Origin of the sequence: Phytopseudomonas daroniae (assembly GCF_004327275.1) — a bacterium.
Classification (GTDB): Bacteria; Pseudomonadota; Gammaproteobacteria; order Pseudomonadales; family Pseudomonadaceae; genus Aquipseudomonas; species Aquipseudomonas daroniae.
This window is the reverse complement of sequence record NZ_QJUJ01000003.1, coordinates 366,289-382,369: the sequence shown is the minus strand read 5'-3', so window position 1 is coordinate 382,369 and position 16,081 is coordinate 366,289. Positions and strand designations below refer to the sequence as shown.

The 16,081-nt window shown below is 60.6% G+C and carries 12 protein-coding genes; 6 read left to right on the top strand and 6 right to left on the bottom strand.

From position 1 onward, the window contains the following. Positions 1 to 5: 5 nt before the first annotated feature. Together rho and trxA are read right to left on the bottom strand one after the other, a co-directional pair. Positions 6 to 1,265 (bottom strand): transcription termination factor Rho, encoded by a 1,260-nt coding sequence (rho, locus tag DNK10_RS09730; protein ID WP_131182167.1) that lies wholly within the window; start codon positions 1,263 to 1,265, stop codon positions 6 to 8. Between the two features lie 239 nt (positions 1,266 to 1,504). Then, on the bottom strand, positions 1,505 to 1,831 hold the full coding sequence (trxA, locus tag DNK10_RS09725) for a thioredoxin TrxA (protein ID WP_042552299.1): 327 nt from the start codon (positions 1,829 to 1,831) through the stop codon (positions 1,505 to 1,507). 267 nt (positions 1,832 to 2,098) lie between these two features. On the opposite strand from trxA, the gene ppx reads away from it, so the two are divergent. Further along, positions 2,099 to 3,601 (top strand): exopolyphosphatase, encoded by a 1,503-nt coding sequence (gene ppx, locus DNK10_RS09720; protein WP_131182166.1) that lies wholly within the window; start codon positions 2,099 to 2,101, stop codon positions 3,599 to 3,601. A 34-nt stretch (positions 3,602 to 3,635) separates the two neighbouring features. On the opposite strand, the gene DNK10_RS09715 is transcribed toward ppx, so the two are convergent. Beyond that, on the bottom strand, positions 3,636 to 3,935 hold the full coding sequence (locus DNK10_RS09715; RefSeq protein WP_131191399.1) for a DUF2218 domain-containing protein: 300 nt from the start codon (positions 3,933 to 3,935) through the stop codon (positions 3,636 to 3,638). Positions 3,936 to 4,030: 95 nt separating this feature from the next. Further along, the gene (locus DNK10_RS09710) at positions 4,031 to 6,208 is read right to left on the bottom strand and encodes a TonB-dependent siderophore receptor (protein ID WP_279635832.1); all 2,178 of its coding nucleotides are present in this window, start codon (positions 6,206 to 6,208) and stop codon (positions 4,031 to 4,033) included. 404 nt (positions 6,209 to 6,612) lie between these two features. On the opposite strand from DNK10_RS09710, the gene DNK10_RS09705 reads away from it, so the two are divergent. The 5 genes from DNK10_RS09705 to DNK10_RS09685 all read left to right on the top strand — a co-directional run bounded on the left by DNK10_RS09705 (position 6,613) and on the right by DNK10_RS09685 (position 14,627). Continuing rightward, positions 6,613 to 7,584 carry a helix-turn-helix transcriptional regulator gene (locus DNK10_RS09705; RefSeq protein ID WP_131182163.1) on the top strand — a complete coding sequence of 324 codons (972 nt, stop codon included), beginning with the start codon at positions 6,613 to 6,615 and terminating at the stop codon, positions 7,582 to 7,584. 171 nt (positions 7,585 to 7,755) lie between these two features. Beyond that, complete coding sequence (locus DNK10_RS09700) at positions 7,756 to 9,498, top strand: potassium/proton antiporter (protein ID WP_131191397.1); 1,743 nt, start codon at positions 7,756 to 7,758, stop codon at positions 9,496 to 9,498. Between the two features lie 68 nt (positions 9,499 to 9,566). Next, positions 9,567 to 12,899 (top strand): mechanosensitive channel MscK, encoded by a 3,333-nt coding sequence (gene mscK, locus DNK10_RS09695; protein ID WP_165495972.1) that lies wholly within the window; start codon positions 9,567 to 9,569, stop codon positions 12,897 to 12,899. After that, entirely contained in the window at positions 12,896 to 14,359 is a 1,464-nt protein-coding gene (gene selO, locus DNK10_RS09690) for a protein adenylyltransferase SelO (protein WP_131191395.1), read from the top strand. Before mscK ends, selO begins: the two co-directional genes overlap by 4 nt. Positions 14,360 to 14,381: 22 nt before the next feature. Further along, positions 14,382 to 14,627: a DUF6429 family protein gene (locus DNK10_RS09685; RefSeq protein WP_131182159.1), complete on the top strand. Its 246-nt coding sequence runs from the start codon at positions 14,382 to 14,384 to the stop codon at positions 14,625 to 14,627. A gap of 253 nt (positions 14,628 to 14,880) precedes the next feature. Here DNK10_RS09685 and DNK10_RS09680 read toward each other — a convergent pair whose 3' ends face one another. Together DNK10_RS09680 and DNK10_RS09675 are read right to left on the bottom strand one after the other, a co-directional pair. Next, on the bottom strand, positions 14,881 to 15,480 hold the full coding sequence (locus DNK10_RS09680; protein WP_131191394.1) for a hypothetical protein: 600 nt from the start codon (positions 15,478 to 15,480) through the stop codon (positions 14,881 to 14,883). Between the two features lie 257 nt (positions 15,481 to 15,737). Continuing rightward, entirely contained in the window at positions 15,738 to 15,983 is a 246-nt protein-coding gene (locus DNK10_RS09675) for a type II toxin-antitoxin system CcdA family antitoxin (RefSeq protein ID WP_131191393.1), read from the bottom strand. Between the last annotated feature and the right edge of the window lie 98 nt (positions 15,984 to 16,081).

Below are 16,081 nucleotides of genomic sequence, written 5' to 3'. Positions count from 1 at the left end.
AGACCTTACTTGCGCTTCATGGACATGAAGAACTCGTCGTTGGTTTTAGTAGCCTTGAGCTTGTCGATCAGGAACTCGATGGCGGCGATCTCGTCCATCGGGTGCAGCAGCTTGCGCAGAATCCACATGCGCTGCAGCTCGTCTTCGGCGGTCAGCAACTCTTCGCGACGGGTACCGGCGCGGTTGATGTTGATGGCCGGGAACACGCGCTTCTCGGCGATACGACGATCCAGGGGCAGCTCCATGTTGCCGGTACCCTTGAATTCTTCGTAGATCACTTCGTCCATCTTCGAGCCGGTTTCGACCAGCGCGGTAGCGATGATGGTCAGCGAACCACCTTCTTCGATGTTACGCGCGGCACCGAAGAAACGCTTCGGTTTCTCCAGGGCGTGGGCGTCGACACCACCGGTCAGTACCTTGCCGGAGCTCGGGATCACGGTGTTGTAGGCACGCGCCAGGCGGGTGATGGAGTCGAGCAGGATGACCACGTCCTTCTTGTGCTCGACCAGACGCTTGGCCTTTTCGATCACCATCTCGGCGACCTGCACGTGACGGGTCGGCGGCTCGTCGAAGGTCGACGCAACCACTTCGCCACGCACGGTGCGCTGCATCTCGGTCACTTCTTCCGGGCGCTCGTCGATCAGCAGAACGATCAGATGGCAATCGGGGTTGTTACGCGTGATGTTCGAGGCGATGTTCTGCAGCATGATGGTCTTGCCCGCTTTCGGCGGAGCGACGATCAGGCCGCGCTGGCCCTTGCCAATAGGTGCGCAGAGGTCGATCACACGGCCGGTGATGTCCTCGGTGGAGCCATTACCGGCCTCCATGACCAGGCGCTCGTTGGGGAACAGCGGCGTCAGGTTTTCGAACAGGATCTTGTTCTTGGCGTTCTCCGGACGGTCGTAGTTGATCGTATCGACCTTGAGCAACGCGAAGTAACGCTCGCCTTCTTTCGGCGGGCGGATCTTGCCGACGATGGTGTCACCGGTACGCAGGTTGAAGCGGCGGATCTGGCTCGGCGAGACGTAGATGTCATCCGGGCCGGCCAGGTAGGAGGCGTCCGCGCTGCGCAAAAAGCCGAAGCCGTCCTGGAGGATCTCCAGTACGCCATCACCGGAAATTTCCTCACCGCCTTTGGAATGTTTTTTCAACAGCGAGAAGATCACGTCCTGCTTGCGCGAACGGGCCATGTTCTCGATGCCCATTTGTTCGGCCATTTCCAGCAGTTCGGTAATTGGCTTTTGCTTGAGTTCAGTCAGATTCATATAGGAATGACGTAATCATATAAGGAGGGAATGGTAAGCATTGAGCTTGAGAGGCCGCAGCGCAGATAGGCGACAGGCGCCCGCTTTATTGTCGAATGTTCGATTAGGATGCGTTGGCAGCGGCGTGCAGGGGGTTGCTTAGGGAAAGCAACGGGCCTGAATGTAACATCGGCTTTACGAATGCGTCTAGCCTTTAGACAGAAAAAAGCCCCGTTGTCTACGGGGCTTTTCAGACGACCTTACAGGTTGGCGTCGATGAAAGCGGCCAACTGCGACTTGGACAGGGCGCCGACCTTGGTGGCCTCGACACTGCCGTTCTTGAACAGCATCAGGGTCGGGATGCCACGCACGCCGTACTTCGGCGGGGTGTCCTGGTTTTCGTCGATGTTCAGTTTGCAGATCTTCAGCTTGCCCTGGTATTCCTTGGAAATTTCGTCCAGAACCGGTGCAATCATCTTGCACGGGCCGCACCACTCAGCCCAGTAGTCGACCAGTACCGGGCCTTCTGCCTGGATGACATCCTGGTCAAAGCTGGCATCGCTGACGTTGGTGATGAATTCACTCATGGGAAGTCTCCGTGTTCGCAGGCAATAACGATAAAAGTGGCGACCATCATAGCCCGGCTAGCCTGACACAGGAAGGCGCTCGCCATTGAGCGTAACTATATCGGCTATCGATGGCGACGATGGAAAATGCCGCCTGGCAGACGGCTTGCCAGGCTTTGTCAGCTCTGCCTGTCAGCCTGGATCGGCATGCCTGCGACGGCGGTATGCGTTGGCGTGCGCGCCCTATCGTGGCACGATGACGGGGTTCTGCCTCGAGATTGATTGATCATGCCGCACTCCCATGCCGAGTCCTTTCCCCTGGTCGCCGCCATCGACCTGGGTTCCAACAGCTTCCACATGGTGCTGGCCAAAGCCGATCATGGCGAAATCCGCATCCTCGAGCGACTTGGCGACAAGGTGCAGTTGGCAGCCGGTATCGACGAGCATCGCCAGCTCAGCGAAGAGGCCATGCAACGCGGCCTCGACTGCCTGAGCCGCTTCGCCCAGTTGACCAACAGCCTGCCCCAGGGCGCGGTGCGCATCGTCGGCACCAACGCGTTGCGCGAAGCCCGCAACCGGGCCGAGTTCATCCGTCGCGCCGAGGCATTGCTCGGTCATCAGGTAGAAGTCATTTCCGGTCGCGAGGAAGCACGCCTGATCTACCTGGGCGTGTCGCACAGCATTGCCGATACGTCCGGTAAACGCCTGGTCACCGATATCGGCGGTGGCAGTACCGAGTTCATCATCGGTCAGCGTTTCGAGCCGTTGCTGCGCGAAAGCCTGCAGATGGGCTGCGTGAGTTACACCCAGCGTTATTTCAAGGACGGCAAGATCACCCCCGCACGCTACGCCCAGGCCTATACCGCCGCGCGTCTGGAAATCATGGGCATCGAGCACGCTCTACGCCGCATCGGCTGGCAGGATGCGGTGGGCGCATCAGGCACCATCAAGGCCATCGGCCTGACCATCCAGTCCGCGGGCTTGAGCAATGGCGAGGTCAATAGCGAAGGCCTGGCCTGGCTCAAACGCAAGGTATTCAAATGCGGCGATATCGAAAAGCTCGATCTGGACGGCCTCAAACCTGATCGTCGACCGATCTTCCCGGCAGGCCTGGCGATTCTCGAAGCCATCTTCGACGCCTGTGAGCTGAACCGCATGAGCCATTCCGAAGGTGCCCTGCGCGAAGGCGTACTCTACGACCTGCTTGGCCGCCACCAGCATGAAGACGTGCGCGAACGCACCCTGTCAGCCTTTATGGAGCGCTATCACGTCGACCAGGAACAGGCTGCCCGCGTCGAAGCCAAAGCGCTGTCCGCACTGGATAGAGTGGCCAAGGATTGGGAGCTGACCGACGACTGGCACCGCGAACTGCTCAGCTGGGCTGCCAAGGTGCATGAGGTTGGCCTGGACATCGCCCACTATCAGTACCACAAGCATGGCGCCTACCTGATCGAGCACTCGGACTTGTCCGGCTTCTCGCGCCAGGATCAGCAGATGCTCGCGCTGCTGGTGCGCGGCCACCGCCGCAATATCCCCAAGGACAAGCTCGCCGAATTCGGCGAGGAAGGTATAAAGCTGGTTCGCCTGTGCGTGCTGCTGCGTTTCGCCATCCTGTTCCACCACATTCGCGGCAGCCAGAACATGCCCACCGTGCGCTTGAAAGCCGGCCCCACCAGCCTGGCGATCCAGTTTCCCGATGGCTGGCTGGCCGCCAACCCGCTGACCCAGGCAGATTTCGAGAGCGAAGCCGAATGGCTCAAGCGTATCGATATAGCGCTGACCGTTCGCTGATTCCGTAGACGGGCAGCGCATCTGCGGTGCCCGCTCAGGCGTTTTCCTGCGGCCCCGCTCGCCAGTCGATCTGCAACGCTTCCTTGCTCGCAAAGCGCACCAGGTGGTCATCCACCACCGCGCGCATCTTCGCGACAGCCTCATCGTCCCGGGCCTGGCACTCGAAGCTGAGCGCCTGTTCATCGGCATACATCAGGCACAAACCGTAGGGAAATTCTGCCCGTGCCTCCCGGGCATCGAACTCGACAGTGATCTTGTGGCGGAAATGCTTGCACAGCTTGGTCATGTACAGGGAGGCCGAGGTCGTAGCCACGGTGCCGTGTAATCGGATCATGCAGAACTCTCACGCAATGGTGGTAGGCCGCTGGGCGGCGCTTATTGGGAATTGCGGACACGGCCCATGACCGTGCCCGCAAAGGCGAGTCGCCCTTAGAACGACGTACTTACACTGGTGTAAAACGTACGTCCTGGCTCGTTATAGGTATGGGCTCCAGCACCGTAGATGACGTTTGGCGAGTCGCCTGTGGATTGCGAATTGCCTTCGCGGTAGAGGCGCTTGTCGAACAGGTTGCTCACCCCGGCCGTAAGGCTGAGATGATCACTGAACGCATAGGTACCGCTGACGCCGGCAATCGCATAGGGAGAAATTTCACGGGTTTCCGACCCTGTGGCTGGCAGCCCCTGATAGGTCAGCTTCTTAGGCTGCTGCTTGCCGTAGTACACCGTGCTGGCCTGCAACGACAGCTTCTCGGTAGCCTGCCAGTCCAACGTGGAATTGATGGTATAGCGGGGAATGATCGACAGTCGGTCGCCAGTGTCCTTGTTCTGCGACTTGAGCATGTAGGTGAAGTTGTTGCTCCAGCTCAGGTCGCTCGACAAGGGTAACGTCAACGTGCCTTCAAGCCCTTCGACCACGGCACGGTCGACGTTGTGCCACTGAAAGATATCGGAGCCGGCGTAACTACCAGTACCACCACTGGCGGAGCCGATGGCGGTGGTACCCGCTTCGATCTTGTTGCGGTAGTCGTTACGGAACCAGGTAAGCCCGGCGATCAGACCGTCTTGCGAAAACTCCAGTCCCAGCTCTTTGTTCACGCTGGTTTCCGCCTTGAGATTTTCGTTGCCCATCAGGTAGCAGCTACCCCCCGCGCCCCAGCAGCCTTGCCCACGACTATAGAGCAGATAATCAGGGTTGCTCTGGTACAGGTTCGGCGCCTTGTAGGCTCGCGCGATACCTGCCTTGAAGGCCAGCGTATCTGTCAGCTTGTGCGACAGATTCAGCGCAGGGCTCCAGTTGCTGCCCGACTGACTGTGATGATCGAAGCGCAACCCCGGGGTCAACGTCGTTCCTGGGCGCACTTCGATGTTGTCCTCCCAGAACAGCGAGGCGATCCGCGCGGAAGAGTCGACACTGCGATCGGTTCCAGCTAGCCCTGGAACACTACCGCCTTCCGTGACCGTCTGAGTGTTGGAACTGGGGTCTTCCATGCGCTGCTCTGTCCATTCGGCGCCAAGCGTGAGCACATGCTCGAACATCCCCGAGAGTGGCAGATTCACTTCGCTGTGAGCCGTTAGGTTTTTCAGTTCGATGGTGTTACTGCCGACATTCGCAAAAATCCCTTCCGTCCCCCCTGCCAACCCTTCATTGAGGCGATCATTGCGAGTGTTCTCGTACTGCAGATAATTCAGCGTAGAGCCAAACGCCCAGTCACCTTCATGGGTAATGGAATAGCTCTGCCGATACAGCGTGTTGGTTTCGCGCGCCAACATGCTGCTCACCGTGCCGTTGGTATTGGTGTTCTGAGTGTCGCCGGTATAAATGTTGCCCTGGCGACTGAAGCCGGCTTCCAGCTTGACCGTCTGCTCGGGGGTCATGCGCCACTCGAGCAGACCGTTGACATCCCGATTCCGGGTACCTTCGCGTCCGGCTGGCAGGCTGCCGACATGCACCCCGGTGCGTAGCGACTCATGGCCTTCATTGATGTCCTGGTCATCCGAATCGGTCTTGTTGACGTTGCCGTACAGGCGGTAGGAGAGATTTTCCGCCAGCGGGCCACTGAGCCCGAACGTCATGCGGCGTGTCGCGCCTTCCTCCGAATGTTGCGGCATGTTGGCGTAGATCGTCGCCGTACCGGAGTGTTTGTCGGTCGGCTGCTTGGTAATGATATTGACGACCCCACCCGCTGCACCGCTGCCGTAGCGTGCCGCTGCCGGGCCACGCAAGACTTCTATGCGTTCGATCTGATCCGCAGGCACCCAATTGGTGTCACCGCGACTGTCACGCTCGCCGCGCCAACCCATACGCACGGAGTTGCGCGATGCAACGGGTTTGCCATCGATCAGGATCAGTGTGTTCTCCGGGCCCATGCCACGAATATCGATCTGTCGGTTATTGCCGCGCTGTCCACTGGTCGAGTTGCCGGTCAGATTGACGCCCGGCATGGTGCGGATGATCTCCGAAATATCATTGGTTGGCGGGCGCTTGCGGATGTCCTCGGCACTGATCACCGAGACGCCGGGCGCCTGCTTGAGTTCCTCCTGGGCGGTGGCGATGACCTTGGTTTCTTCCAGTTCCACGGCCTCATCGGCCTGCACGACGCCGGTCAACCCACTGGCCAGCAGCACCGCAGCGGCTAGCTGATTGCACGGCCAAGCTCCATAACGACGATTTCCCACGTATTTCTCCCCGAAACTGACGATGGCAGACAAAGACTATCGATTCTCATTTACAGAAGAGAATTTTTACATGTCGTTACAGGGAAAAGGTTTGCGCAAGCGAGAATGATGTTTGCGCAAACGCTGCTGCGACAAACGATCACTTAAGAATCATTTGCATTTAAGGACTGTACAGCAGTAGGCTTGCCCGGCGTTTCCGGCATGGGCGCCCGTGAATCCATCCCGTGTTCGCCGGATTGCCCCAGAGCATCCGCCAGTGCCTGGCTCGCCAAAAGCGAGCTGCCGGATTCGCGCCATTCTTCTGATGCCGCAGACACGCTCGCGCAGGTATGCACATGACCAGCCCGGATACCGTCGTACATCCCCAGGAATTGATCCGCCAGGTCAGCCCTGATCTGCGTCTGATCGAGAGCGAGCCCTGCAGGGGCGATCTGTTTCGCGGCAAGCTGCGCTGGCTACGCTTGCGCTCCGGGCTATCGCTGCACAGTTCCGACTGCCACGAGCTGCATAACTTCAGCACGCAGTTGCAGATCGAGCCGCGCCTGAATTTCGTCCTGTTTCTCGAAGGCCGCAGCGACGTACGTTACGGCGACCGCGACGTCAGCTTCGGCTCGGACAGATCGAGCGGCTGCGAGGGCGTCGCCGTTTCCCTGGCCGAGCCCGTGCTGTTTTCCCGCAAGGCGCGACGCGGCGCCCATATCCGCAAACTGGTGGTCAGCCTTTCGCCGGAATGGCTGGATAGCGGCGGGCTGGACGGCCAGCCCGAGCATGCCGCCATCACTCGTTTCAGTAACCAGCACATGGCCATGCGCCGCTGGCAACCGTCGGCGCGCCTGCAGACCCTGGCCGAGCAGATTCTCAACCCACCCGGTTATGGCGCGCTGCTCGACAACCTCTATCTGGAAAGCCGCAGCCTGGAGATCGCCAGCGAAGCCCTGGCCATGCTCAGCCAGCATCCGGTGACGCTGGCATCGGGCCTGCGCCCCCTGGAACATCAGCGCATCCGCCGGGTGATCGAACTGCTCGACAGTGGCCAGGCCGATGACTGGACGCTGGAAGCCATCGCCCGGGATGTCGGCGTCAATATCAACACCCTGCAGCGCCAGTTCCAGACGAGCCAGGGCATGACGCTGTTCGAATACCAGCGCGTGCGCAAACTGACCCAGGCCCGTGAAGCGCTGGAGCGCGAAGGTATCAGCGTCGCCCAGGCGGCCTGGCTGGCGGGCTATGGCAGCGCAGCGAACTTCGCCACCGCCTTCAAGCGCCAGTTCGGCCTCACCCCAAAGCAGGTTCGCTCGCGGCTCTGATCGCGCCCCTTCGCAGGCGTTACGCCCTGAAATGGCTGCGATCACTGCGCACGAAGCACCCGTTTTGCGTAGACGATGTCGATGCACATTGGAGTTGTAACTATTTTTGACAGCGGCGCCAGCGTGCAGGCTAGAATCGGGTTCGCCTCATGACCCGGGAGTCATACCGCCTTGGATGCCAGTACGATCAACAGCCTGCTTCTGGTCGGTGCCCTGATGGTCGGAGCGAGCATCATGGTCAGCTCGCTGTCCTCGCGCCTCGGCATCCCGATCCTAGTCATCATTCTCGCCGTTGGCATGGTGGCGGGCGTCGATGGTGGCGGCATCATCTTCAACAACTATCCGACCGCCTACCTGGTAGGCAATCTGGCCCTGGCCATCATCCTGCTCGACGGCGGCGTACGCACCCGTGTCGGCAGCTTCCGGGTGGCCTTGTGGCCGGCGTTGTCGCTGGCCACGGTCGGCGTGCTGATCACCACCGGGCTGACCGGCATGGCCGCGGCCTGGCTGTTCGACCTGAACCTGATGCAGGGCCTGCTGATCGGTGCCATCGTTGGCTCCACCGACGCTGCGGCAGTGTTCTCGCTGCTTGGCGGCAAGGGCCTCAACGAGCGGGTCAGCGCGACCCTGGAAATCGAATCCGGCAGTAACGACCCGATGGCGGTGTTCCTCACCGTGACCCTGATCGACATGCTCGCCAAGGGTCAGGGCGAATTCCACCTGAGCTTCCTCGGCCACCTGCTGCAGGAGTTCGGCATCGGTTCAGTGCTCGGCCTGGGCGGCGGCTGGCTGCTGCTGAAAATCATCAATCGCCTGCATCTTGCCCATGGCCTTTATCCGCTGTTGGTGGTCAGTGGCGGCCTGCTGGTCTTCGCGCTGACCAACACCCTGCATGGCAGTGGCTTCCTGGCCGTGTACCTGTGCGGCCTGGTGCTCGGTAACCGACCGATTCGTTCACGCCACGGCATTCTGCACATGCTCGACGGCATGGCCTGGCTGGCGCAGATCGGCATGTTCCTGGTGCTTGGCCTGCTGGTCACGCCTCACGATCTGCTGCCCATCGCCCTGCCCGCTCTGGGCCTGGCGCTGTGGATGATTCTCTTCGCTCGCCCGCTGTCGGTGATGGTCGGTCTGATCCCGTTCCGCGCCTTCCACAGCCGCGAGAAGGTGTTCATCGCCTGGGTCGGCCTGCGCGGTGCGGTGCCGATCATTCTTGCCGTATTCCCGATGATGGCCGGCCTGCCGAATGCCCAGCTGTACTTCAACCTGGCGTTCTTCATCGTGCTGGTCTCGCTGCTGCTGCAGGGCGCCAGCCTGCCGTGGGTGGCCAAGCTATTGAAAGTCACGGTGCCGCCGGATCCGGCACCGATTTCCCGCGCCGGCCTGGAGGTGCATCCAACCAGCCAGTGGGAGCTGTTCGTCTATCGCCTGGGCGCGGAGAAGTGGTGCATCGGCGCGCATCTGCGTGATTTGAAGATGCCCGAAGCCACTCGTGTCGCCGCCCTGTTCCGCAACCATCAATTGCTGCACCCGTCCGGCAGCACCGTGCTGGAAGCCGGCGACATGCTCTGTGTGATCGGCCATGAACATGACCTGCCAGTCCTCGGCAAATTGTTCAGCCAGGCGCCACAGCGCGGCATGGATCTGCGCTTCTTCGGCGATTTCGTGCTCGAAGGCGATGCGCAGCTGGAAGCGATTGCAGCGCTTTATGGTCTGTCCACAGAGGCGCTGGATCGCTCACTGCAGCTGGGCCGCTTTATCGCCCAGCAGATCGGCGGCGGGCCGGTGGTAGGCGACCAGGTCCAGTGGCAAGGGCTGACCTGGACAGTGGCCGAGATGGAGGGGAACAAGATCCGCAAGGTCGGCGTCAGATTCCCCGAAGGCGCCCGCCCGGGGCCAGGTCTATCGTTCTGACAGATCGCCGCGCGGGACTCTCTACCAGTCTGTAGACTCAGCAGGACTCCTCCCCCGCGATCATGACCATGCTCTCATTCCGTCGTTTTCTTGCCGTTTCCTTGCTGGGCCTCTGTCTGGCCCAGTCGCCCGTATGGGCCGATGCCAGCCCAACCAGCGCAGACGTCCAGCACAGCCTGGATACTCTCGCCGATCGCAAGCTGGTGGAACCGGAACAGTCGCTGGTGCGCCAGGCGCTGGAGAAAACCCTGGCATCACTCAACGCCGAAGCGGAAAGCCGGCAGAAACTGGTGGCCCTGGACAAGCAACTGGCCCAGGCGCCGCGCCAGACCCAGGACGCGCACCGCGAGCTGGAAAAGCTCAAGGCCAGCGAAGTGGTGCCCGTGGCCCAGCGCTACGCCAACAGCAGCGTTGCTCAGCTGGAGCAGATTCTCAGTGAGCGCAGCGCGCAGTTGAGCGACTGGCAGAAGCAGATCAACGACGCCAACACCCTGATCATCACCGCCCAGACGCGCCCGGAACGGGCCCAGGCGGAGATCAGCAGCAACCAGACGCGCACCCAGCAGATCAACAACCTGCTCAAGAACGGCCGCGAGGATGGCAAGCCGCTGACCGCCGAGCGCAGCAACCAACTCAAGGCCGAGCTGGCCCAGCTCGGCGCCCAGACCCAGTTGCGTCGCCAGGAAATGGCCGGCAACAGCGTGCTGCAGGATCTGGGCACGGCACAACGCGACTTGCTCGACGAACAGATCAAGCGCCTGGACGTCGAGCTGCAGGATCTGCAGACGCTGATCAACGAGAAGCGCCGCGACCAGTCCGAGCGCACCGTTGCCGAACAGTCCATCGAAGCCCAGAAGGTTGGTGGCTCGGACACCCTGCTGTCGCGGGAAAGTACGCTCAACGTCAAACTGTCCGACTACCTGCTGCGCGGCACCGACCGCCTCAACGAGCTGACCCAGCTCAACCTGCGCACCCAGCAGCAGCTCGACACCCTGAACCAGACGGATCAGGCCCTCGATGAGCAGATCAGCGTGCTGCAGGGTAGTTTGCTGCTGTCGAAAATTCTTTATAAACAGAAGCAGGCGCTACCCAAGCTCAAGCTCGATTCCGGGTTGGCCGATGAAATCGCCGATATCCGCCTCTATCAGTTCGAGCTCAACCAGCAACGCGAGCAGATCGCCAACCCCGGCGCCTATGTCGACAAGGTGTTGGCTACCCAACCGCCGGAAAGCGTGACACCGGAGCTGCGCAAATCCCTGCTGGATCTGATCGAGACGCGCCGCGCCCTGCACGACCGCCTCAACAATGAGCTCAACGCCCTACTCAACGAATCGATCACCCTGCAACTGAACCAGAAACAGCTGCAGGACACCGCCTCGGCACTGCGCGCGACCCTCGACGAGCAGATGTTCTGGATCCCCAGCAACAACCCGCTCGACCTCGACTGGTTCAAGAGCGTACCCACCCAGTTGCAGCGGCAGATCGCCGACCTGCCCTGGCTCGACAACCTGAGCCAGCTCGGCGCCGGGCTGATCGAGCGGCCACTGCTGTTCCTGCCGCTGCTGCTGGTGATAGGCCTGCTGCTGTACAAGCGCCGTTACCTGAGCCAGAAGCTCACCGACCTGCACAAGGACATCGGCCACTTCAAGCGCGACAGCCAGTTGCACACACCGGTGGCGATCTTCCTCAACGTATTGCTGGCATTGCCCGGCGCGCTGTTTCTGGCGCTGTGCGGTTTCGCCCTGCAGATGGACGCCCGCGGGCTCAACGTCAACCTCGGTTCGGCGTTCCTCGGTATGGCCCAGGCGTGGCTGGTGTTCTATACCGTTTACCGCATTTTCACGCCAGGCGGCGTGGCCGAACTGCACTTCCACTGGGCACGCTCTCACGTCGCCTACCTGCACCGGCAAATCCGCTGGCTCGGCTTGGTGGTCATGGCACTGGTGGCGGTGGTCACCGTGGCCGAGCACCAGCCGTCGAGCCTGTCCGACGACGTCATCGGCATCGCCGTGGTACTGACCTGCTACGGCCTGATGATCTGGCTGCTGCAGAAACTGCTGCTACGCGGCCCGGCGCGGGAAAACGCCTCGACCTTCCGCATGTTCATCGGCGTGCTGTTCAGCATGCTGCCCCTGGCGCTGTTTCTCGCCGTGTGCTTCGGCTACTACTACACCGCATTGAAACTCAGTGACCGCCTGATCGACACGCTGTACCTGCTGCTCATCTGGCTGGTGGTGGAGGCGGTGTTCGTGCGCGGCCTGGCCGTCGCCGCGCGGCGCCTGGCCTACCAGCGCGCCACCGCCAAACGCGAGGCGCAGACCGCAGAAGACAGCGAAGGCACGGAGATTCAGCTCGAGGTGCCGACCCTGGATATCGAACAGGTCAACCAGCAGTCCCTGCGTCTGATCCGCCTGGCTCTGCTTGGCACCTTCATCGCCGTCATGTACTGGGTATGGGCCGACCTGATCTCGGTGTTCGCCTACCTCGACAACATCACCCTCTACGAATACAACGGCAGCACCATCGTCGGCAGCGCCGCCTCGCTGATCCCGATCAGCCTGCTCGACGCCCTGTATGCGCTGATCATCGCGGCCATCACCATGGCGCTTGGGCGCAACCTGCCGGGCCTGCTGGAGGTGCTGGTACTGTCTCGCCTGCGCCTGGCCCAGGGCAGCGCCTACGCCACCACCACGCTGCTGTCCTACGTGATCTTCGGCACCGGCATCGTCGTCACCCTGTCGACCCTGGGAGTGAGCTGGAACAAGCTGCAGTGGCTGGTCGCGGCGTTGTCGGTGGGGATTGGTTTCGGCATGCAGGAAATCTTCGCCAACTTCATCTCCGGCCTGATCATCCTCTTCGAACGCCCGGTGCGCATCGGCGACCTGGTGACCATCGGCGGCGTCACCGGCACGGTGAAACGTATCCACATCCGCGCCACGCATATCATCGACAGCGATCGCAAGGAAGTGATCGTGCCGAACAAGACCTTCGTCACCAGCCAGTTGATCAACTGGACGCTGACCGATACGGTAACCCGCATCGTACTGACCTTCGTGGTCAACCGCGGTGCCGACCTGGAAAAGGTACGCACCCTGCTGCTGCAGGCCGCCCAGGAGAACTCGCGGGTAATGCGCGACCCGGCGCCTACCGCGCAACTGAGCCTGTACGCCCCCGGCGGCCTGACCCACGAGCTGAAGTTCTACGTCAAGGAACTCGGTGACCGCGGCGCCGCCACCGACGAACTCAACCGGCGCATCGACCAGCTGTTCGCCGATAACGAGATCAACCTGTCCAGCACGCCGAAGATGGACGTGGTTCTGAGCCGCGCCCAGGTACCTCATGACACCCTGAAGATCGAGGAGGCACAGCCGGTCGCAAAAGACAACGAGGCCAAACAGTGAAAACCCTCGACACCCTGACCTTCGACAACCGTTTCGCCGGGCTCGGCGACAGCTTTTCAACCCATGTGCTGCCCGAGCCCATCGCCGAGCCGCGCCTGGTAGTGGTCAGCCACGACGCCCTGGCGCTCCTCGACCTCGACCCGCAGGAAGCGCAGCGCGAGGTGTTCGCCGAGCTGTTCTCCGGCAACCAGCTGTGGAGCGATGCCGAGCCGCGGGCCATGGTCTATTCCGGCCACCAGTTCGGCGGCTACAGCCCGCGCCTCGGCGATGGCCGTGGCCTGCTGCTGGGTGAAGTGCTCAACCACGCGGGCGAGCACTGGGATCTGCACCTCAAGGGCGCCGGCATGACGCCGTACTCGCGCATGGGCGACGGCCGCGCCGTGCTGCGCAGCTCGATCCGCGAGTTCCTCGCCAGTGAAGCCCTGCATGCCCTCGGCGTACCCAGCTCACGCGCGCTGTGCGTTACCGGCTCCAGCACGCCAGTCTGGCGCGAGAAGCAGGAAACCGCGGCCATGCTGGTACGCCTGGCGCAGAGCCATATTCGCTTCGGCCATTTCGAATATTTCTATTACACGCGCCAGCACGACCAGCTCAAACAGCTCGCCGACCACGTGCTCGCCTGTCATTACCCGCAATGCCTGGAACAGCCACAGCCCTACGAAGCCTTGTTCCGCGCCGTGCTGGAGCGCACCGCCGAGTTGATCGCCCGCTGGCAGGCCTACGGTTTCTGCCACGGGGTGATGAACACCGACAACATGTCGATCCTCGGCATCACCTTCGACTTCGGCCCCTACGCCTTCCTCGACGACTTCGATGCCAACCACATCTGCAATCACTCCGACGACACCGGCCGCTACAGCTTCAGCAACCAGGTACCCATCGCCCACTGGAACCTCTCGGCTCTGGCCCAGGCACTGACGCCGCTGGTCGAAGTCGACACCCTGCGCGAAAACCTCGACCTGTTCCTGCCCCTGTACCAGGCTCACTACAACGACCTGATGCGCAAGCGCCTGGGCTTCACTACGGCCGAGGACGGAGACGAAGAACTGATCCAGCGCCTGCTGACATTGATGCAGGCAGGCAAATCCACGGACTACCACCTGTTCTTCCGCCACCTCGGCGAACAGGCACCAACCGATGCTCTCAACGTGGTACGTGATGACTTCGTCGACCTCAAGGGCTTCGATGCCTGGGGCGCCGACTACCTGGCCCGCTGCGCACGCGAAGGCAACGACCAGACTGCTCGCCAGGCACGCATGCACGCCGTCAACCCGCTCTACGTGCTACGCAACTACCTCGCCCAGGAAGCCATCGCCGCCGCCGAACAGGGCGACTATGCGCCCGTGCGCGAACTGCACGAAGTGCTGAACCGACCGTTCGAACAGCAGACTGGCAAGGAACGCTACGCCCAGCGCCCGCCGGACTGGGGCAAGCACCTGGAGATCAGTTGCTCATCGTGAAACCTGCAAAGGAGACAGAACCGTGGAATACGACCCAAAACGTATCGAAGAAACCGTACTGGCACTTCTTGCCACCTTCAGTTTCGACGGTGGACGATCTTGGAAAGGCTTCGATTTCGACGTGATGAACGCCCTGCACCAACAAGGTTTGATCGACGACCCACGAGGAAAAAACAAATCAGTATGGCTAACCGCAGAAGGCCTGGAAAAAGGCACCGCCATCGCTGACCGCTTGTTCGCAGCAGACGGCAAAGCAGATCGTCAATAGATGGCGGATCAACTCCGTAGGATGGATCGGGGCGCGAAGCGTAATCCGTCGTTTACCGCGAATCGGCTATATACGCTGATAGGCTGAACGCCTCACCTCGTGTGGGCCGCTCTGCTGTTCGGGGCGCGGTGATGCCACTTTCTTTCGGCGGATTACGCCTGCGGCTAATACGCCCTACGGGCTTCGGCGAGGCTGCGCCCCCTGTTCCATCCTACAAAAGCCACCCGTCATACTGGGATTATTGGAGACGAGGTTATTTTTTGCTTTTCAGTGCTTCCCGCAAGAATACCTGTTGAGCTCTTCTCAGCTGATCCTTAACACTAAGGGCAGCCTGTTCTTGCTGGTAAGGTGCAGCATTCTTGAAGATCGTGTCCGTGTAGCTTTCCCACTTGAGATATGCCTCATCAACTGCTGCCTTTACGACATCAGTGCTGGATGAAGGGATGTAGGATTGGTAGTAGTAACTTGAAATTATTCGACTGGTATTAGAGATGCATTCGACTAATTCCCTTTGGGTCTTCATGGTGTAATCGAAGGAAATGGGGATCTTGAGACTTCCACGCTTAAGCTCGCAGTAAAACAACCCTCCGTCTACCAACGATACGAGGTTTTCAGATGGCGTTGAATTGGAGCTTATCCTGCCCTTCAACTGATCTTCGTACGATAGTTTTGAGTGCGCGACCAGTCCGTCAATGTCGTCTTGCGTAGCTCCCCGTGCCTTCATATCTGCCACGGTTCGATCAAGAGCCTCCTGCTTGACCTGCTCATCCGTTTTGGGAATGTATGCTGGTTGTGAAACGCATCCAGTTAGCAAAGCTAAGGTAAAGGCTGCGCAAATCCATTTAGTTCGCATGACATTACTATCCAAAGCCGTTTCTAGGTGGGAGCAGTGGCTCAATGGCCTTCTGTAGTGGCAAAGATACATCAGACACCCACTTTCAGCGAGAGAAAGCCCCGTGCTAGAGCTAAGACGCAACATCATTGGGTTAGCTCACGAAGGCAAGGAGTTCTGCTATTTGAGGGCGCGGTGATGCCACTTTCTTTCGGCGGATTACGCCTGCGCCTGGGCTAACTCAGGTCTTACCGGGTTGTAGGCAACGAACAGAAGCGTCAGAAGCTCCGCAAATCGTCGCTGAACACGCCATTCGATTCCACGTGCCGATTGTAAGCAGCAATAGCCTGGCGATTCTCTGCCAGCCATCGCCCACGCTGCTTGTCCCTAAAAGCCTCGATCAGCGCCTCCTCCAGAACCGCAGATAAGTCGATGCTCAGGCCCCTGGCTTTGTTGAGTAAATCCCCATTTATTCTGACGCTAGCAGCTCGCTTGGCGGCATGAGAATCATAGATAGCGGACATAAGACTCCCCCGATGGTTTGTGACGCAGGCCAGTATGCGCGCTGGCAGCCCTGATTCCAGCAGACAGATCCTCGGAAGCCACTCAGCCGCCATCCCCA